The organism is Streptomyces ardesiacus (assembly GCF_003112575.1).
GTDB lineage: Bacteria > Actinomycetota > Actinomycetes > Streptomycetales > Streptomycetaceae > Streptomyces > Streptomyces ardesiacus.
The window spans coordinates 942,677-960,342 of record NZ_BEWC01000001.1; the positions used below are offsets into that span (position 1 = coordinate 942,677).

The window sequence follows — 17,666 nt, forward strand, 5'->3', positions numbered from 1 at the left end:
CGCTACGGCGGGCGCGGGCCCTGCGCAGCGCGGGCGTCCGGGGGCTGCTCCGACCGGGGCACGGCGACCGGGGCACGGCGGCCGGGCGGTCCACCAGTGCGGCGGCACCGGGCGGTTCCTAGCATGAGGGCATGAACGGCACCGTCCCCGACATGATGCACGCGGCGTACATCGACGCCGTCGGACCGGCCGACGCCATCCGCTACGGCGAGCTTCCCGTGCCCCCGACGGGGCCCACGGACGTGCTCGTGCGGGTCCGGGCCGTCGCCGCCGACCCCGTGGACACCTTCGTGCGGTCCGGGGCGTACGCCACCCCGCTGCCCCTGCCCTTCGTCGTCGGCCGGGACCTGGTGGGCGAGGTGGCGGCGGCCGGCCCCGGCGCGGCCGGGTTCGCCCCCGGACAGCCGGTGTGGTGCAACAGCCTGGGGCACGCGGGCCGGCAGGGCTCCTTCGCCGAATACGCCACGGTCGCCGCCGACCGGCTCTACCCCGTTCCCGCCGGCATCGCCGCCGACCAACTCGTGGCCGCCGCGCACCCGGCGGCGTCGGCCTGGCTGGCGCTGTTCCGGCACGGCCGGCTGCGGGCGGGGGAGACCGTCTACGTCGGGGGCGGCGCAGGGAACGTGGGCGGTGCCGCCGTGGCCCTCGCCGCCCGGGCCGGCGCCCGCGTCGTCGCCACGGCCCGGGCCGAGGACGCCGCCGCGGTGCGCCGGCTGGGCGCGGCCGAGGTCCTCGACCACCGGTCGCCCGACCTCGGCGAGCAGGTGCGCCGGGCCGCTCCCGGTGGGTACGACGTGCACCTGGACACCTCCGGGCACGGGGTCCTCGCGGACGCGGTGGACCTGCTGGCCCACGGCGGGCGCCTGGTCGCGATGGTCGGACTCGGGCGGGAGGCCGCCGAACTGCCGCTCGGCCGGCTCTACACGCGGGACGCGAGCATCGTGGGCTTCGCCATCAGCAACGCCTCGGTCGCCGACCTCGCCGATGCGGCCCGGGGCGTCGTCGGCGTCCTGCGGGACACGCCGTGGCGCCCGCGCATCGCGGGTCGCCTGCCGCTGTCGCGGGCGGCCGAGGCGCACCGCGGGCTGGAGTCCGGGGAGGTGCGGGGACGCCTCGTCCTCACGCCCGCGGCTGGGGACGGACGGTGAGCATCTGCTGGGCGTGGCCCACGGGGCCGTCCACGTCGTGCAGCACCGTGCTGGTGATGCCCTGGCCGGTGGGTCCGAAGACGACGGTGGTGTCCAGGCCGGTCCAGCGGCCCCGCGGCGCGCGGTGCAGGTGCAGGGTCAGATCGACGTTCGGGAACATCCACTCCCGGGGCGACTGGCGCACGGCGATGCCGTTGGCCGTGTCGACCAGGGCGACGTAGGAGGCCAGCGGGCTCGCGGTCTCCCCGGCGACCAGGCCGAGTCCGGTGGAGACCCAGGCGGTGGTGCGGCCGGGGGAGGGCGGTGCGAGCGGGCGTACGTCCAGGGAAGCGATGTATCCGCCGGGCCACTCGGTCTCCATCGGCCAGCGGGCGAGCGTGTCCGGCGCCGTGAGCCGTTGCGCGCCCCCGCCGGCGACGGCGCTCGTGTCGCCGTCCGCCAGCAGCCAGGCCCGGGCCCGCGCCACCGACCGGTCCGCTATCAGCACCGTCGCCTCGACCAGCTCGATGGTGCGTCCCGGACGTACCGTCTCCACCCGTATCTCGCACTCGTCCAGCGCCGGGCGGCCCAGGATGTCGAAGCTGATCCGGCTCAGTGACATGTCCGCCGCGCCGGGACGGCCCGCGAGATGGCGGTCGACGGCGTGGACGATCAGACCCCCGAGCGGACTGAAGTGCTGCTCGTCCGCGCTCCACGCGCCGCCCGCGTGCGGGGTGGGCTTGTAGCGGTGCTCGTCGATCCGCTCGTAGTAGCTGTCCGGGGTCGCTGTGCTGGTGTTCAACGGGGCTGCTCCTGGAACGACGGCGGTGCGGGGCGGCGCGGGCGGGCCGGGAGGGCGGCGCCGGGGCCGCGACCAGGATAGTTCGGCGGCGCATCGGGTCCGGCCCGAGTGGGGTGCCCCCGGCCGGGAACCCGGGCCACCGTCGAGGACCGCTGCCGACGAAGGAGTGAGGAGTCGTGGACGGCGACGAGCAGGACGAGACCCGGGACGCGTTCCACGGGCTGGTGAACATGACACCGGCCGCACTGGACCGGTGGCTGGACAGCGACGAGTCCCGCGACGCCGGGCACCACCAGGACGGCGGCGAGTCCGTCGGGCACGCCTCCGGACGCCGGATCGTGGAGATCCTGCGGAAGAAGAAGGGCGACCTCTCCGACGAGGACTACGAGCACATGCGCAAGGTCGTCGGCTACGTCCGCCGGCACCTGGCCCAGCGCCCGTCCGGCGACGTCGAGGACACCCGGTGGCGGTACTCGCTCATGAACTGGGGCCACGACCCCCTGGAGCGCCATGGCTGACGACGCGCACCGGCGCCCCGAGGGCGTGAGCGACGCGACGGTCGAGGCCCTCGGGTCCCTGTCCAAGGCCCTGGAGACGACCGAGTGCGCCCGGGGCCACCTGTTCGCCTTCCACCAGTTCACCGGCTCGGCCGACTTCGAACTCGACCGGGCGGTCGAGCTGCTGCGGGCCGCCGGTCACGAGGACTGGGCGGAGCGCGTCCGCACGGAGATCCTGGGCCGCAACGTCATCCCGGGCCACTGGACGTTCCAGATCGTCGAGGCGTACGACCGGACGTACTACCAGGCCTTCCGGGACCTGGAGCGGGAGGCGGTGGCGCGTCTCGCCGGGGGCCGCCACCACCTGTACGAGGCGGAGCTGAAGGAGGCCCGCCGGACGCGGAACCACCCGGACCACACCTCCCGCCCCGACGACCCCGACTGACCGCGCGCCCGCGGCCCCGCCCGGGGGTCAGTCGCGTCCCCGGGCCCGCCGGAAGCGCTCCAGGCCCTCGGCGAGGTCGACGATCGGGTCCGGACAGGCGCCGTAGGCGGACCGCCGCGTCCCCGGCAGCCGCCAGGGCTCGTGCACGGCGCGGCCCTCCAGCCCCGCCAGCTCGGGCACCCACCGCCGGACGTACGTCCCGTCCGGGTCGAACCGCCGCGCCTGCGCCGTGGGGTTGAGGACACGGTGGGGGCGGGTGTCGGTGCCGGTGCCCGCGGCCCACTGCCAGTTGAGCTGGTTGTTGGCCACGTCGCCGTCGGCGAGCAGCTCCAGGAAGTGCCGGGCGCCGACGCGCCAGTCCACGTACAGCGTCTTGGTGAGGAAGCTCGCGACGAGCAGGCGGCCGCGGTTGTGCATCCAGCCCTCGTGCCGCAGCTGGCGCATCGCGGCGTCCACGACCGGGTAGCCCGTGCGTCCCTCCTTCCACGCGGCGACGTCCTCCTCGGCGTCGGCACCGGTGCGCCAGCGGTCGTGCCGGGTGCGATAGTCGGCGGCCGAGGCGTGCGGGCGGGCGGCCAGCACCTGGTGGTGGAAGTCGCGCCAGGCCAGTTGCCGTACGAAGGCCTGCGGGCCGGGGCCCTCCGCGCGCCGGGCCCGGTGGACCAGCTCGACGGGGGAGAGGGCGCCGAGGTGCAGGTCGGGGGAGAGCCGGGAGGTCGCGTCGGCGGCCAGGTCGTCGTGGTGGTCGGCGTATCCCGCGATGCCGGTGCGCAGCCACGCCGTCAGGCGCTTCCTGGCCGCCCGTTCCCCGCCGGCCGGCAGCCCCGGGGACAGACCGGTCAGGCCGTCGCGGGAGGGCAGCGGTCCGGAGGTGACGCCGTCCGGGACACGGACGCTGCGCGGGGCGGCCAGCGGCTCGCGGACGGAGCGCTCGCTCCACCGCCGGAAGAACGGTGTGAACACCGCGAAGTGGTCCGAGGCGGCCGGGGTGACGGCCCCCGGGGCCAGCACGGTCGTCACGGCGTCGTGGACGTGCAGCCGGCAGCCCCGCGCCCCGAGCGCCGACCGCAGGTGCTCCTCGCGCCGGTGCGCGTACGCGCTGACGTCGGCCGCCATGTGCACCTCGTCGGCGTCCGCCTCCCCGGCCACCGCGCACACCTGCGCGACCAGGTCCCCGGACCGGACGACGAGCCGCCCGCCCCGGTCGCGCAGGCCCGCGTCCAGGTCCCGCAGGCAGTCGGCGAGCAGGGCGAGCCGGTTGGGCGCGGCGAACCCGGCGGCGTCCACGGCCCGGTCGCGGACGAACAGCGGCACCACGGCCGCGGAGCGGCCGAGGGCGGCGCGCAGCGGCGGATGGTCGTGCAGCCGCAGGTCGCGGGTGAACAGGACGACCGACGTGACCATGGCGCTCCTCGCGGGGGTCCGGGCGACGCTACCGGAGCGGAGGGGGCCGGCCACGGGGACGCGCGGGGACGCTGCCGCGCCGGGGGAGGGGGGGCCGGCTTCCGGCCGGGTGCGGTGTGCTCGCCGGGCCGGGCCGGGGCACGGCCGGGTGGGTCACGGCGTGCTGTGCGGCCCCGGCGCCGGGGCGCGCGGTGGGGCCGCGGCGGTGGTCGTCGGCGCGGCTGTCCGCGGGCGTCGTCGGCGGACTCGGGAGCGCGTCCGGTGGAGCGACGTGGGGGGACCGGGGACGAGGCGCGTGCGGCCGGTGCGAGGCCGGCCCGGCCTCGCACCGGTGCGGGACAGGGGCTTCGGGCGAAAGCGGTACGACGACGCGTCTTCCTGGGGCGCCGGCGCCGGCCGTGGCAGGTGGGCACGGTCCGCAGGTGCGGTGGGCCGGTCTCACGGGGCGGGCGGGGTGCGGGTCCCGCCGGAGGCGTGCGCGGCCTGCTCGGCGGTGCGGGTGATGTTGCGGGCCATGCCGCCGAAGACCACGGCGTGGAAGGGCGCCACGCTCCACCAGTACGCCTGGCCCGCCAGCCCGTGGGGATGGAACAGCGCCCGCTGGCGGTACCGCGTCCGCCCGGCGTCGTCCGTCTCTGCGTGCATCTCCAGCCAGGCCAGCCCCGGCAGCCGCATCTCGGCACGCAGCCGCAGCATCCGGCCGGGGACGATCTCCTCCACCCGCCAGAAGTCCAGGGAGTCGCCGGCCCGCAGGTGCGCGGCGTCCCGGCGGCCCCGGCGCAGGCCGACCCCGCCGGCCAGGCGGTCCAGCCAGCCCCGTACCGCCCAGGCCAGCGGGAAGGAGTACCAGCCGTTGTCGCCGCCGATGCCCTCGATGACCCGCCACAGCGCCTCGGGCGGCGCGTCGACGAGCCGCCCGCGGTGGTCGGTGTAGAGGCTGCCGCCGGCCCAGTCGGGGTCGGTGGGCAGCGGATCGCTGGGCGCCCCCGGGACGGACGCGGACGACCAGCGCGTGGTGACCCGGGCCTCGCGCACCCGTTGCAGGGCCAGCCGCAGCGCGTCGTCGAAGCCGAGGGGGTATCCCGGGGGCGGCGGGACGTACCGGACGATGTCGTTCTCGCCGCACACCACCTCGTGCCGCAGCGACTCGGTGAGCGGGCGCGCGATGCTTGCCGGGACCGGCGTGACCAGTCCGACCCAGTGGCTGGACAGGCCCGGGGTCAGCATCGGCACCGGCAGGATCAGACGCTTGGGAAGCCCGGCGACCTCGGCGTAGCGGACCATCATCTCGCGGTAGGTGAGGATGTCCGGACCGCCGACGTCGAAGGTCCGGGAGACCTCGGGCGGCATGGTCGCGCCGCCGACCAGGGCACGCAGCACGTCGCGGACGGCCACCGGCTGGATGCGGGTGTGGACCCAGCTCGGCGTGACCATCACCGGCAGCCGCTCGGTGAGGTAGCGCAGCATCTCGAAGGAGGCCGACCCGGAGCCGATGACGACCGCCGCGCGCAGCACCGTCGTGGGCACGCCGGAGGCCAGCAGGATACGGCCGACCTCGGCGCGCGAGCGCAGGTGCGGCGACAGCTCGCGTTCCGGCACCCCGGACGGGGTGAGGCCGCCCAGGTACACGATGCGCCGCACACCGGCCGCCTCGGCGCGCTCGGCGAAGGTGCGCGCCGCCCGCCGGTCGGTCGCCTCGAAGTCGTCGCCGGTGCCGAGCGCGTGCACCAGGTAGTAGGCCACGTCGACGCCCTCCATCGCCGCGGCCACCGAGTCGGCGTCGGTCACGTCGCCGCGCACCACCTCGGCCCTCCCGGCCCACGGGTGGTCGCGCAGCTTGTGCGGGGAGCGGGCCAGGCACCGCACCCGGTGCCCGGCGTCGAGCAGTTCCGGCACGAGGCGGCCCCCGATGTACCCCGTCGCGCCGGTGACCAGGCAGCGCAGGCCCGCTCCGCCGCTCTCGTCGCTCGTCCGGTCGGATTCTGCGCTTTCCTGGCTCATGGGGCTCCGTCGCTCGCGGGACAGTCGTCACCGTGACCCCTTCCCCGGAGGGGGCCGGGCCGGACACGTCCCGGCCCCGGACGACCCCTTCTATACGCTGATCGCGTGGCGACAGCGAACCAGCGCGGACAAGACGCGCACGAGCGGAGGACCGGCCCCGGTCCCGAGGGGAGCGACCTGCACGCGCTCGCCGTCCAGTTGAGGCGGATGAACGGCGAGATCAACCGGGTCGTGCACGGGTTCGCCGGTGCCCACACGCTGCACGCCACCGACATCCAGGCCCTCGCGGCGATCCTGGACGCGCCCGAACCCATGACGCCGGGACGGCTGCGCCGGCACCTGGGGCTGACCTCGGGCGCGGTGACGGCGTGCGTGGACCGGCTGGAACGCGCGGGACACGTGCGCCGGGTCAGGGAGAGCGCCGACCGCCGGGTCGTCCACCTGCACTACGTGCCCGAGGCCCGGGAGGCGGCCCGCCGGTACTTCCGCCCGCTGGCCGAGGCCGCCGTCGCCGCCCGCACGCACTTCGACGACGGCGAACTGGCCGTCGTGGCCCGCTTCCTGGCGGCGCTGAACGAGGAGCTGAGCCACGTGGCGTCGGACGACCGCTGACCCGGCCGCCACCTTCGACCGGCGGCGCGTGCCGCCCGGTCGAGAGGTCCGTGGTCGGCCCGCGGCAGTCCTGCGGCACGCCCGCAGCAAGCCCGCAGCAGTCCTGCGACCCCAAAATAACTCGATCATTAAGATTGTTTATGATCGAGCTTCATTTGGTGCCCGTGCCCCCCGAGACTTGGAGACCCGACACCGATGTCCACCCCCTCCCACCCGCCCCGAAGCGCCCGGCGCGCCCGATGGCTCGTCCCGGTCCTGCTCCTCCTGGTCTGGCTCGTCGTCGGCGGGGCGCTCGGCCCCTACGCCGGCAGGCTCGGCGAGGTCGCCACCAACGACCAGGCCTCCTTCCTGCCCCGCAGCGCCGAGTCCACCCGGGTCGTCGAGGCGCAGAAGGCCTTCCAGCAGGACGAGACGCTCCCCGTGATCGTCGTCTGGACCGCCGACGGCGACGGCGACGCCGCGGTCACCGCGCACCAGCAGGCGGCCACCCGCTCGGTCGCGGGCCTCGAAGGCGACCCCGGCATCGTCGGGCCCGCGAGCCCCGCCCTGCCCTCGGACGACGGCCGGGCGCTCCAGGCCGTCGTCCAGGTCGAGCCGGATCTCGGCGAACGGCTCCCGGACGTGCTCGCGGACATCGGCGACGCCGCCGGGCAGGTCCCCGGCACCCGGGCCCAGCTCGCCGGCCCCGCGGCCTCCCAGGCCGACCTCTCCGACGCCTTCGCGGGCATCGACGGACTGCTGCTCGCCGTCGCGCTGATCACGGTCCTGGTGATCCTGCTGCTCGTCTACCGCAGCGTCCTGCTGCCCCTGGTCATCATCCTGAGCGCGGTCTTCGCACTGGCCCTGGCATGCGCCGTCGTCTACGCGCTCGCCGACCGCGACGTCGTACGCGTCGACGGACAGGTCCAGGGCATCCTCTCCATCCTGGTCATCGGCGCCGCCACCGACTACGCACTGCTGCTCACGGCCCGGTTCCGCGAGGAACTCGCCCGCCACCCGGACCGCTTCGGCGCCGTGCGCGCCGCGCTGCGCGACTCCTGGGGCGCCGTCGTCGCCAGCGCGGCCACCGTCGCGCTCGGCCTGCTGGCGCTGCTGCTCAGCGACCTGACCAACAACCGCGCGCTGGGTCCCGTCGGTGCCATCGGCATCGTCTGCTCGGTGCTGAGCACGCTCACCTTCCTGCCCGCCGTCCTGGTCCTGCTCGGCCGCGTCGCCTACTGGCCGGCCAAACCGGTGCGCACCGGCGACCCGGAGGCCGGGCACCGGCTGTGGCACCGTGTCGCCGCCCTCGTGGACCGCGCTCCGCGCCGCATCTGGGCCGTCTCACTGGCCGCGCTGCTCGCCTGCGCGGCCTTCGCGCCGACCCTCAGCTCCAAGGGCGTCCCGCTCGACGAGATCTTCGTGAACGACACCCCCTCGGTCGCCGCCCAGCAGACCCTGGCCGAGCACTTCCCCGGCGGCTCCGGCAACCCCGCCGTCGTCATCGCCGAGGCCGGCCGTCTCGACCCGGTCCTCCGGGCCGCCCGCGACACCCCCGGTGTCGCCTCGGCCGCCCCGGTGACCGCCTCGGGCCGCCCCGGCGGCGGGACGCCCCTGGTGGTCGACGGACGCGTGCGCATCGACGCGACGCTCCAGGCGCCCGCCGACAGCGACGCCGCCAAGAGCACGGTGGTCCGGCTCAGGGAGGCCGTCCACGACGTCCCCGGCGCGGACGCCCTCGTCGGCGGCTACACCGCCCAGCAGTACGACACCCAGGAGACCGCGGGCGCGGACCGCACCCTCATCGTGCCGGTGGTCCTCGCCATCATCCTGGTCATCCTGATCCTGCTGCTGCGCTCCCTGCTGATGCCCCTCCTGCTGGTCGCCACGGTGGGGCTGAACTTCCTGGCCACCCTGGGCATCTCCTCGCTCGTGTTCACCCATGTGTTCGGCTTCAGCGGCACCGACGCCTCCGTGCCGCTGTACGGGTTCGTCTTCCTGGTCGCCCTGGGCGTGGACTACAACATCTTCCTCATGTCCCGGGTGCGGGAGGAAGCGCTGCGCCACGGCGTGCGCGAGGGCACCCTGCGCGGGCTGACCGCCACCGGCGGCGTCATCACCTCGGCCGGCGTCGTCCTCGCCGCCACCTTCGCGGCGCTCGGGGTGATTCCGCTGGCCTTCCTGCTGCAGATCGCCTTCATCGTGGCCTTCGGCGTCCTGCTGGACACGCTGGTGGTGCGCTCGCTGCTGGTCCCGGCGCTCGCCCGCGACATCGGCGCCGTCGCCTGGTGGCCGGGGCGGCTCGGACGCCGGACGGGGACGGGGCAGGTGTGACGGGCCCCCGCCCCGCCGGGCGCCTCACGCCTCCGGGCGTCCCGCCGGGGGCCGCACCGTGCCGAGGAAGCGCCGTACGTCGATCTCGATGACGACCCGCTCCGGGTTCGCCCGGGGCTGCCGGTAACGGGCGGCGTACCGGGCCTCCGCGTCGCGGACCGCCCCGGCGTCGTCCCGTACGGTGGCGACGCCCTCCAGGGTGGACCAGCGCCTGCCCTCCACCTGGCCCACGGCGACGACGGCTCCGGCGGCCCGCCGCACGTTGCGGGCCTTCGTGGTGTCCCGGCTCGTGATGACCCGTGCCGTGCGGGTGGCGTGGTCGTACGTCACCCCGACGGGGACCAGGTGGGACGTTCCGTCGGCCCGTCGCGTCGCCAGGAAGCAGATCCGGCGCTCCTGCCAGAAGCGGACGAACTCGTCGTCCGCGTCGTGCCGTTCCCCGGTGTCCATCCGCTCTCCTCACCCGCGCCGCGTACGTCCCGTCCGCACCAGCATCGCCCGGCGGGCCGCACGCCCGCTCGGCGGGGTCCCGGTGACGGCGGGGAACCCGGTTCAGGCGGCGTCCCGTTCGGTCGCGTGGACCTGCGCCGGTTGGGGGCGCGGATCCGCGGAGCGGTGGCTCCGGCCGCCGGGAATCAGGCGCAGATGCCGCCGCCGCGCGTGGCGGGGCGGCCCGGGATCGCCGAACAGCCGGTCCTCCAGGTACGTCATGCTGAACAACAGCAGCCCCAGCCCGGGCAGCAGCAGGACGGCAACGGTAACCACGCCGCGGGTCCCCCTCCACTGTGGACGACGTCGTGCGGGTGCCCGGGGCGGCGCCGGTGATGGGCGCGCCGGAAGTGAAGATGACGCAACTTTCGGTCATACCGGGCATATGCCGGCATGGGTGGCGTGTGTCCCGGGCCGGATCATGTTCCCGCCGCGGGCGGGTAGGCGGCCCCGACGGCAGACCTGTCCCCCAGGAACGGAGCACCCGCGCCGATGTCGCACATCTCCCCGCCCGCCGAAGCGGCCACGACCCCGCGACTGGCGGCCTCGTGGTCGGACTGGACGGGCGACCACACCGCCGCCCTGATCGGGATACCCCTGCGCATCGCGCTCATCGTCGTGATCCTGCTCGTGCTGCGCGCGGTGGCGAAGCGGGCCATCACCCGGGTCGTCCAGCGGGTCCTGGAACCGCCGGCGGGCGAGGCCGAACGCAGCCGTCCCCGCAGGCCGGCCCGCGGCGCCGCCGTACTGCACCGCGACCGGTCCCGGGCCCGGCAGCGGCGCGAGCAGCGGGCCCGCACCATCGGCTCGGTGCTCAGCAGCGCCGTGACCATCGTGCTGTTCATGGTGGGCGTGGCCATGGTGCTCGACCAGGTCGGCATCGCCCTCGGCCCGCTGCTGGCCAGCGCCGGAGTGGTCGGCCTGGCCATCGGTTTCGGCGCCCAGAGCCTGGTCGCGGACTACCTGTCGGGACTGCTCATCATGGTCGAGGACCAGTACGGCGTCGGCGACTCCGTCGACCTCGGCGAGGCCGTCGGCGAGGTCGAGCACGTCGGCCTGCGCCTCACCCACGTGCGCGACCTCAACGGCGGTCTGTGGCACATCCGCAACGGCGAGATCCTGCGCGTGCGCAACGACAGCCAGGAATGGGCCCGCGCCGTCCTGGACGTCGCCGTGGCCCACGACGCCGACCTCGACACCGTCTACCGGGTCCTGGAGGACACCGGCCGCGCGCTGCGCGAGGACCCCGACTTCGCGGACGTCCTGCTCGAGGACCCCGCGGTGTGGGGCGTGCAGTCCCTGGACGCCGACGGCGTGCAGGTGCGCCTCGCCGTCCGGACCGTGCCGCTCCAGCAGTGGGGCGTCACCCGCGAACTGCGCCGCCGGGTCAAGGAGGCGCTGGACGACGCGGGCGTCGAGCTCCCCTTCCCGCGGCGGACGGTCCTGCTGCGGGCCGACGACCCGGAGGACGCGCCGCAGGCGCCGACGCGCTGACCCACCGGCCCGCCGGTCCACCGGCGCCGACGCGCTGACCCACCGGCCCGCCGGCGCCGGATTTGCCGGAACCGCAAACGCTTTTGGCGCCTCCCGCCCGGCCGGGGCAGCCTGCACACGGGGCGCGCGAGCGACGCGCGCCCCGTGTGCAGCTGCTCGCGCCCGCCTCAGGAGGCACCATGACCGACACCCCCGCGCCGCCGCCCGCCGCGGAGTTCTGGGAGGCCCGCTACCGCGACTCCGGCCGCGTCTGGAGCGGGCGCCCCAACGACCTGCTGGTCCAGGAGGCGTCCGGCCTCGTCCCCGGCGCCGCGCTCGACCTCGGCTGCGGCGAAGGGGCGGACGCCGTGTGGCTGGCCTCGCGCGGCTGGCGGGTCACCGGCGTGGACATCTCCGCCACCGCCCTGGAGCGCGCGGCCGGGCACGCGGCCGAGGCCGGGGTCGGCGACCGCGTCGCCTGGGAACGCCACGAGCTGGGACCCTCGTTCCCCGAGGGCTCCTTCGACCTGGTGAGTGCCCATTACCTGCAGTCCCCGGCCGCACTCGACCAACAGACGGTCCTGCGTGCCGCCGCACGGGCCGTGGCCCCCGGCGGCACCCTGCTCGTCGTCCTGCACGCCGGCTGGCCCTCCTGGCAGACGGAGCCCCCGTTCGACGCCGTCTTCCCCACCCTGGACGGCCTCCTCGGCGAACTCGCCCTGCCCGAGGGGGAGTGGAGCGTCGAGACCCGCCGGACCGCCCGTCGGCGCAGCGTCTCGCCCGACGGAGCCGAAGGATTCCGGGACGACCACGTATGGCGCCTGCGGCGGCGGCCGACCGATGTTGAATGAGTGACCTTCTGGGAATTTTGTGATGAAAGGCATGTTCTGAGACTTATCGGACACCCTGGGGTGTGAAGGCCATTTGGCTACCAGAGGGAGATGGTGAAATGCCTTCCAAGGACAAGGTGCTCGAGGAAGTCACCCGCACCGAGAACATCGACATCGACGCGGTACTCGACCCCGCCGAGCCCGACGGAGTCTTCCGCGACAGCCGCGAGTGCGCCGCGCTCGCCCTGCAGTCCGGAGGTACCAACCTCCTGCTCTCGCCCCCGACCCCGCGCCCGAAGAAGGGCTGACGGACCGACGGGAGAACGAGATGGAGCAGTCGAGCACATCGGCCCTCCTGCAGGGAACGGTGCTTGACCTCGCCTCCGACGTGGTCTCCGCTCTTCGGAGCGGAGACCACGTGCGAGCGGGGAGCACCCTGACGGGAGGCGGTGCCGGTGAGGGCGTCGCCCGCGCGGCGGTACGCGTCCTGGGCGCCGACACCCTGCTGCCCAGCCTGCTGCTGGGCGTTCCGCCCGAGCCCGGGCAACTCGCCGTGTTCAAGGACGCGGTGGCGGCCCACCCGCCACGCGCCGACGCGGCACCCACCGTCGTATGGAGCCACTGGGCCATGACCCGGGCCCTGCGCCGGACCGGACCACCCCTGGACGGCCCGCTCGCCGGCGGTCCGGGCGCCGAACCCGACGCCCGCTGGCTCGACGGCGCGTCCTGGCAGTTCCTGACCCACCAGCTCGCCGTTCTCGCCCCGCTGGCGCTCCCGGGCGAGGAGTGCGCCGTGACCCGCGTGGCGCGCGGCCGGCCCGTGGACGTCGCCCGCGGCTTCGTCCGGGCGGTGCGCCGCCGGGACTGGCAGCAGGCGGCCGGGGCCGGACGCTGGCTCACGCTCCTGGACGGAGTGCCCGACACCCTCGGCCTCGAAGCCGGGCTGGACTTCGTACGCCTCATGGGCGGTTCCGACCCGCGGGTGGCCCTGCAACTGGAGGCGGCGCGGCTGATGCCGGCCGTAGTCCTCCGGTGAGCGTGCGCGCCGTCGAGGAGGCCGCACTGGACTGGGTGTGGGCCCACCGCGACGACTTCGCGCTCGGCGACGACGCGCTGGCGGCGGACGGCCAGGTCAACCGGACGTGGAAGCCCCTGGGCGAGCTGACCCAGGTCTGCGCGTCCGTGTCCCGGTGCACCCCGCCCGGCGATCCGCTGCACACCCGCGTCTCGGAACTGCTGGACTTCGCCTGGCGGCAGACCCGCCAAGGCGAACTCTTCCTCCTCATGCAGTCGCTGGAGCCCTTCGCCACCTACCCGTTGGAGGTGTACGCGGCCTTCGCCTCGGCCGGACTGCGGCATCCCGGCTACGAGGCGTCCGCCGCCGTGGTGGCCCGCACCCGCGGCTGGCGGCTGACCGAGCAGTACCCCACCCGCCGCCTCGGCGTGCTGGAGGCCGAGCGGCGCAGCGGCCTCCAGCCGCACGGCGCCGTGCCCCCGGCGCTGGACCGCACCTGGCTGGGCGGCCTGCCGGAACCGTGGACCTTCGAACGCGCGGCCGGTTACGCGCTCACCCACGTCGTCTTCCACCTCACCGACTGGGGACGCGACCCCCGGGGCGTGCCGGCGGACCTGGCCGACTACCTGCTGCACTGGCTGCCGCCCTGGCTCGACACCTGCCTGGACGCCCGGATGTACGACCTGAGCTGCGAGTTGCTCGCGGTCGCGGCGAGCCTGCCGCGCCCGCCGGAGCCCGCCGTCCTGGCGGACGCCTGGCAGCGGGTCGCGGCGGCCCGGTCCGGCTCCGGCGCGATCCCCGAGGAGGGCGCCGCCCAGGACGCCGCCGGGCCCGACCCGGGACCGGACCCGTACGCCTTCACCGACTGCTACCACTCCACCCTCATGGCCGCGTTCGCGGCGGCCCTCACCACGGCGGCGACGGCACCCCCGGCCGCCGTGCGGCACGCCGCGCCCCGCACGGGACAGCACGCCGGACAAGGAGCGCCGCGATGACGGACACCCGCCTGATCCACCGCGTCGGAGCCGGTGCCCTGGAGTGGCTGTGGGCCCACCGCGACGGATTCCGCCTGGAACCGGACGTGGACCCGGAGATCGGCTTCCTGGAACGCTTCAAGCCGATCGGCGAACTCGCCCTCATCTGCAAGGTGCTCTTCCGCGAGGGCGTCGCCGGCTCCCGGCAGTCCCAGCTCGCGCGCCAACTGCTGGACCACACCTGGCGCGAGACCCTCGACGGAGGCCGGATGCTGGTGCGCGGCCAGCGCATCGAGCCCTTCTCGCCCGCCCCCTTCGAGGTCTACCTGCCGTTCAAGGAGCTGGGCTACAGCCAGCCCGAGATCGAGCGGGCCACCGTCCTCAACCACCGGCTGGACAGCTGGGCGCGGCTCCCGGTGACCCCCACCCGGCGCCTGGGCCTGTCCGCCTTCCAGCGCCGCTTCGGCCTGACCGCGCGGCCGCCCGAGGCCGGCTTGGCCGCCACCACCTGGCTGGCCGGCACGCCCGAGCCGTGGACGGTCGAGGGCCACACCGCGTACGACATCACGCACACCGTCTTCCACCTCACCGACTGGGGCGAGAACCCGGGCGGGCTGCCGCCCGACGTCGCCGACTACCTCGCCGTCTGGCTCCCGGTCTGGATCGACGACTGGCTGGACCTCGAACGCTGGGACCTGCTCGGCGAACTCCTCGTCGTGGACGCCTGTCTGCCCCGGCCCACCCTCGACGAGGCCGCCTGGCGGGGCTTCGCCGCCGCGCAGCAGCCCGACGGCGCCATGCCCGCCGTACGTACCATGCCCGAGGGCGAACCCGACGCGGTGTTCGACGTGGTCTACCACCCGACCCTGGTCGCCGCCTTCGCCTCCCTGCTGGCCACCTCACGCGCCCTCACCGAGCTGGCGCACTCCGCGTCGTGACGGCCCGCCGCACGCCCTGGCCGGGCCTGCCCGCCACCGACGAGCGGGCCCCGGAGGCGGACGCCCGCAACGGACCCGCACCGGCCGACGAGGCGGCACTGCGCGAGCGCCTGGCCGCGGCCGTGGACGCCGGCGACGCCCCCGACGTCGTCTTCGCCGTCTCCCGGCGCGGCCGGCGCATCCTGCACAGCGGCGGCACCGCCCCGCCCCCCGACGTCCCCCGCGAGAACCTGCGCTACGAGACCGGGTCGGCGTCCAAGACCTTCGCCGCGCTGCTGTTCACCCGCCTGGTCCGGCGCGGCGTGCTCACCGGCGGCGAGCCGGCCGCCACCTGCCTGGACCCCGGTGCGCGGACCGGCCCCCACCCCGTCACCCTCGCCCACCTCATCACCCACACGTCGGGCCTGCCCGCCCTGCCCGCCGACTTCGTGCGCCGGGGCCTGCCCGCCTGGCGCACCAACCCCTACGCCCGCTACTCCGCCGAGCGGCTGACCGACACCTTCCTGCGCCACCCGCCCAGGCACCGCCCCGGCACCCGCTGGCACTACTCCAACTACGGCGTCTCCGTGCTCGGCCACGCCGTCGCCGCGGCCGTCGGAACCCCCTGGGACCACCTGATCACCGAGCAGGTGCTGCGCGCCCTCGGCCTCAGCGGTACGGCCCTGCGCGCGGAGGGGCCCGGGACCGACGCCGTCGGCCACCGCAAGGACGGCCGCACCCCGGTGCCGGCCTTCGACGCGGGCGGCTTCCAGGCGGCCGGGGCCGTCCGGTCCACCCCGGGCGACCTGCTCACCTTCCTGGAGGCCCACCTGGAGCCGGACCGCTCACCGGCCGCCGGCGCGCTGCGTGCGGTGCGGGTGCCGGTGCTGCGCAGGGGGCTGGGCCACCGGCACGTGCACACCGTGGGCTGGTTCCGGCACCCCACGGACGGCGGGCCGATGTACTTCCACAGCGGTGCCACCCTGGGCCAGCAGGCCTTCCTCGGCTTCCGGCCCGACACGGACACCGCCCTGGCGGCGGTGTGCACCCGGCGGTTCCGCGCCCGGGACCCGTTCATCGCCACCGCCTACGCCCTCCTCGCGGAGGGATAGCGGAACGCGTGGGCGCGGGGCCGCGTCGAGCGGCCCCGCGCCGTGTCGGGTGCGCCGTGTCCGGTGCGCCGCGTCGGGTGTGCCGTGTCCGGTGCGCCGGGAGAAGCCTTCCGTCCGTCAGACCCGCTGCCACAGGGCCGGAGTGTCCACCGGCGACCCGGCGCCCTGCGCCTGGTGGCTCTGCAGGCACCGGTACCGCACGCCGTCGAAGGACACGGTGGTGCCGACCTCGTAGACCCGGCCCGCGGCCCACGCGTCCGCCGCCGCGTTGTCCTGCGGCGCGGGCGTCTGTGACGTGGAGGACGTGGTCTTCAGGGTGAGGCCGAACTCGCTGAGCAGCGGGTTGACCGGCTGGTAGAAGGTCGTCCCGCCGTTCGTGCAGTCGCCCGAGCCGCCCGACGTGGTGCCCTGCGCCTGGGTGCCCGAGACGAAGGGGCCGCCGGAGTCCCCGGGCTCCGCGCACACCGTCGTCCGGGTCAGCCCGTCGACCGTGCCCTCCGGGTAGGTGACGCTGGTGTCGTGCTGCTGGACCGTGCCGCAGTGCCAGCCCGTCGTGGATCCGGAACGGCACACGGAGGCCCCCACGAGCGCCTCCACCGAACCGGCGAGCTGGATCTTCTCGCCGTTCTGCGCCTTCACGTCCGGCGTCGCGGTCCAGCCGGAGTTGACCCCGACCCAGGCCATGTCCTTGCCGGGGAAGGTCGAGGCCTGGAAGGTGCCCTGGGCGGCCTCGTTGAAGCCGGTGGTGGTGGCGCCCGGGTTGCCGCAGTGCCCCGCCGTGGCGAAGCCCTGCTGGTCGTCCTTGGTGACGGAGAACCCGATGGAGCAGCGGGCCCGGTCGTCGATGTAGAAGGCGTCGCCGCCGACGAGGTCCTCCAGGACCCTCGGCTGGTCCGGCGAGACCTGGACCTTCACGTCCTGGGCCGGCACCCCGGCGGCCGTCAGGAAGGAGGCCGCCGCCGACTCGCTGGTGGCCTGGACGGTGACCCGGTTGGCCATCACGTCGACGTACCACACCGGGGTCTGCCGGGACCGGGTCCGCACGGCGGCGGTGTCGAGCTTCTCCTTCACGGCGCGCAGCTCGGCCAGGTTCCTGCCGACGACCGCCGCCTTGGCGCCCTGTGCCTCGATGGCCGCGGTGTCCGCGGCGTCGGTGGTGGCGACGGTCAGCTCGGCGGAGGTCGCGCCGCTCACCCAGGCCCCGGCGAAGCGGTCGCCCAGCGTGTTGCGCAGCATGCCCGCGCGGGTGCCCGCCTCCGCCTCGTTGACCAGCCGGGCCGCCGCCTGTCCGGGCGCCAGCTTCAGGTCGCGCTCCATCGCGCTCAGCATGCGCGCCGGGGCCACGGCGGCGTCGGGCGTGCGGGCCGCGGCGGGCCGCGGTGCCGGGGCGGGTGGCGGGGCTGCCGACGCGGCCGAGGGGAGTGCGGTCAGGACCAGGGCGCCGAGCGCAGTGAGGGCTGCGCGGCGGCTGCGCGCGGCATGTCTGCCGACCATGCGATGAGCCTCCTTCGAGTGCTGTGCGAGACAGCGGTGTTCGGTGGGCGACCGTGGGCCACGGTGCGCCTGCGGCGAAGTCACAGGCCTTGCCGCAAAGGCCCGCGGGGATGCCCGGCGCCGGTCGGTTTCGCGCTATGGGGGACGTGACGGGTGCCATG

At 75.4% G+C, this 17,666-nt stretch carries 18 protein-coding genes; 12 read left to right on the forward strand and 6 right to left on the reverse strand.

Going from position 1 to position 17,666, the window contains the following annotated elements; all coding sequences use genetic code 11:
- The first annotated feature begins 131 nt into the window (after positions 1-131).
- Complete coding sequence (locus tag Sdi02f_RS03940) at positions 132-1,148, forward strand: zinc-binding dehydrogenase (RefSeq protein WP_108932690.1); 1,017 nt, start codon at positions 132-134, stop codon at positions 1,146-1,148.
- Here Sdi02f_RS03940 and Sdi02f_RS03945 read toward each other — a convergent pair.
- Positions 1,120-1,929, reverse strand: coding sequence for a thioesterase family protein (locus Sdi02f_RS03945; protein WP_030399551.1), 810 nt, complete (start codon positions 1,927-1,929; stop codon positions 1,120-1,122). The genes Sdi02f_RS03940 and Sdi02f_RS03945 overlap by 29 nt on opposite strands.
- Before the next feature lie 176 nt (positions 1,930-2,105).
- Between Sdi02f_RS03945 and Sdi02f_RS03950 the strand changes: the two genes are divergently transcribed.
- Both Sdi02f_RS03950 and Sdi02f_RS03955 read left to right on the forward strand, forming a co-directional pair.
- Complete coding sequence (locus tag Sdi02f_RS03950; RefSeq protein WP_108932691.1) at positions 2,106-2,447, forward strand: DUF3140 domain-containing protein; 342 nt, start codon at positions 2,106-2,108, stop codon at positions 2,445-2,447.
- On the forward strand, positions 2,440-2,871 hold the full coding sequence (locus Sdi02f_RS03955) for a hypothetical protein (RefSeq protein ID WP_030399553.1): 432 nt from the start codon (positions 2,440-2,442) through the stop codon (positions 2,869-2,871). The genes Sdi02f_RS03950 and Sdi02f_RS03955 overlap by 8 nt, the downstream gene beginning before the upstream one ends.
- 27 nt (positions 2,872-2,898) lie before the next feature.
- On the opposite strand, the gene Sdi02f_RS03960 is transcribed toward Sdi02f_RS03955, so the two are convergent.
- Positions 2,899-4,275 carry a cryptochrome/photolyase family protein gene (locus tag Sdi02f_RS03960; RefSeq protein WP_108932692.1) on the reverse strand — a complete coding sequence of 459 codons (1,377 nt, stop codon included), beginning with the start codon at positions 4,273-4,275 and terminating at the stop codon, positions 2,899-2,901.
- A 438-nt stretch (positions 4,276-4,713) separates the two neighbouring features.
- Complete coding sequence (locus tag Sdi02f_RS03965; protein WP_108932693.1) at positions 4,714-6,276, reverse strand: SDR family oxidoreductase; 1,563 nt, start codon at positions 6,274-6,276, stop codon at positions 4,714-4,716.
- A 105-nt stretch (positions 6,277-6,381) separates the two neighbouring features.
- Between Sdi02f_RS03965 and Sdi02f_RS03970 the strand changes: the two genes are divergently transcribed.
- Positions 6,382-6,888 (forward strand): MarR family winged helix-turn-helix transcriptional regulator, encoded by a 507-nt coding sequence (locus Sdi02f_RS03970; protein WP_030399556.1) that lies wholly within the window; start codon positions 6,382-6,384, stop codon positions 6,886-6,888.
- A 195-nt stretch (positions 6,889-7,083) separates the two neighbouring features.
- The gene (locus Sdi02f_RS03975) at positions 7,084-9,201 is read left to right on the forward strand and encodes an MMPL family transporter (protein WP_108932694.1); all 2,118 of its coding nucleotides are present in this window, start codon (positions 7,084-7,086) and stop codon (positions 9,199-9,201) included.
- A 24-nt stretch (positions 9,202-9,225) separates the two neighbouring features.
- Here Sdi02f_RS03975 and Sdi02f_RS03980 read toward each other — a convergent pair whose 3' ends face one another.
- On the reverse strand, positions 9,226-9,651 hold the full coding sequence (locus Sdi02f_RS03980) for a TIGR03618 family F420-dependent PPOX class oxidoreductase (RefSeq protein ID WP_030399558.1): 426 nt from the start codon (positions 9,649-9,651) through the stop codon (positions 9,226-9,228).
- A gap of 102 nt (positions 9,652-9,753) precedes the next feature.
- Positions 9,754-9,966, reverse strand: coding sequence for a hypothetical protein (locus Sdi02f_RS03985; protein WP_037798790.1), 213 nt, complete (start codon positions 9,964-9,966; stop codon positions 9,754-9,756).
- Positions 9,967-10,182: 216 nt separating this feature from the next.
- On the opposite strand from Sdi02f_RS03985, the gene Sdi02f_RS03990 reads away from it, so the two are divergent.
- The 7 genes from Sdi02f_RS03990 (at position 10,183) to Sdi02f_RS04020 (ending at position 16,011) form a co-directional block, all read left to right on the forward strand.
- Positions 10,183-11,184 carry a mechanosensitive ion channel family protein gene (locus Sdi02f_RS03990; protein WP_030399559.1) on the forward strand — a complete coding sequence of 334 codons (1,002 nt, stop codon included), beginning with the start codon at positions 10,183-10,185 and terminating at the stop codon, positions 11,182-11,184.
- Between the two features lie 179 nt (positions 11,185-11,363).
- A complete protein-coding gene (locus Sdi02f_RS03995) occupies positions 11,364-12,014 on the forward strand; it encodes a class I SAM-dependent methyltransferase (protein ID WP_030399560.1) in 651 nt (216 codons plus the stop codon).
- A 98-nt stretch (positions 12,015-12,112) separates the two neighbouring features.
- Entirely contained in the window at positions 12,113-12,301 is a 189-nt protein-coding gene (locus tag Sdi02f_RS04000) for a hypothetical protein (protein ID WP_030399561.1), read from the forward strand.
- 20 nt (positions 12,302-12,321) lie between these two features.
- Positions 12,322-13,029 carry a hypothetical protein gene (locus tag Sdi02f_RS04005; RefSeq protein ID WP_031085228.1) on the forward strand — a complete coding sequence of 236 codons (708 nt, stop codon included), beginning with the start codon at positions 12,322-12,324 and terminating at the stop codon, positions 13,027-13,029.
- Positions 13,026-14,003, forward strand: a complete 978-nt coding sequence (locus Sdi02f_RS04010) for a DUF6895 family protein (RefSeq protein ID WP_030399563.1) — start codon at positions 13,026-13,028, stop codon at positions 14,001-14,003. Before Sdi02f_RS04005 ends, Sdi02f_RS04010 begins: the two co-directional genes overlap by 4 nt.
- On the forward strand, positions 14,000-14,920 hold the full coding sequence (locus Sdi02f_RS04015; protein ID WP_030399564.1) for a DUF6895 family protein: 921 nt from the start codon (positions 14,000-14,002) through the stop codon (positions 14,918-14,920). Before Sdi02f_RS04010 ends, Sdi02f_RS04015 begins: the two co-directional genes overlap by 4 nt.
- Positions 14,917-16,011 (forward strand): serine hydrolase domain-containing protein, encoded by a 1,095-nt coding sequence (locus tag Sdi02f_RS04020; RefSeq protein ID WP_030399565.1) that lies wholly within the window; start codon positions 14,917-14,919, stop codon positions 16,009-16,011. Before Sdi02f_RS04015 ends, Sdi02f_RS04020 begins: the two co-directional genes overlap by 4 nt.
- A gap of 117 nt (positions 16,012-16,128) precedes the next feature.
- Here the strand turns inward: Sdi02f_RS04020 and Sdi02f_RS04025 are convergent, their stop codons facing one another.
- Positions 16,129-17,505: a trypsin-like serine protease gene (locus Sdi02f_RS04025; protein WP_030399566.1), complete on the reverse strand. Its 1,377-nt coding sequence runs from the start codon at positions 17,503-17,505 to the stop codon at positions 16,129-16,131.
- Positions 17,506-17,666 lie beyond the last annotated feature (161 nt).

Coding starts and splice junctions, on each gene's coding strand:
- Sdi02f_RS03940 (WP_108932690.1), top strand. CDS start 132: ATGAACGGCACCGTCCCCGACATGATGCACGCGGCGTACATCGACGCC.
- Sdi02f_RS03995 (WP_030399560.1), top strand. CDS start 11,364: ATGACCGACACCCCCGCGCCGCCGCCCGCCGCGGAGTTCTGGGAGGCC.
- Sdi02f_RS03955 (WP_030399553.1), top strand. CDS start 2,440: ATGGCTGACGACGCGCACCGGCGCCCCGAGGGCGTGAGCGACGCGACG.
- Sdi02f_RS04005 (WP_031085228.1), top strand. CDS start 12,322: ATGGAGCAGTCGAGCACATCGGCCCTCCTGCAGGGAACGGTGCTTGAC.
- Sdi02f_RS03960 (WP_108932692.1), bottom strand. CDS start 4,275: ATGGTCACGTCGGTCGTCCTGTTCACCCGCGACCTGCGGCTGCACGAC.
- Sdi02f_RS03965 (WP_108932693.1), bottom strand. CDS start 6,276: ATGAGCCAGGAAAGCGCAGAATCCGACCGGACGAGCGACGAGAGCGGC.
- Sdi02f_RS04025 (WP_030399566.1), bottom strand. CDS start 17,505: ATGGTCGGCAGACATGCCGCGCGCAGCCGCCGCGCAGCCCTCACTGCG.
- Sdi02f_RS04000 (WP_030399561.1), top strand. CDS start 12,113: ATGCCTTCCAAGGACAAGGTGCTCGAGGAAGTCACCCGCACCGAGAAC.
- Sdi02f_RS03975 (WP_108932694.1), top strand. CDS start 7,084: ATGTCCACCCCCTCCCACCCGCCCCGAAGCGCCCGGCGCGCCCGATGG.
- Sdi02f_RS03980 (WP_030399558.1), bottom strand. CDS start 9,651: ATGGACACCGGGGAACGGCACGACGCGGACGACGAGTTCGTCCGCTTC.
- Sdi02f_RS03990 (WP_030399559.1), top strand. CDS start 10,183: ATGTCGCACATCTCCCCGCCCGCCGAAGCGGCCACGACCCCGCGACTG.
- Sdi02f_RS04015 (WP_030399564.1), top strand. CDS start 14,000: ATGACGGACACCCGCCTGATCCACCGCGTCGGAGCCGGTGCCCTGGAG.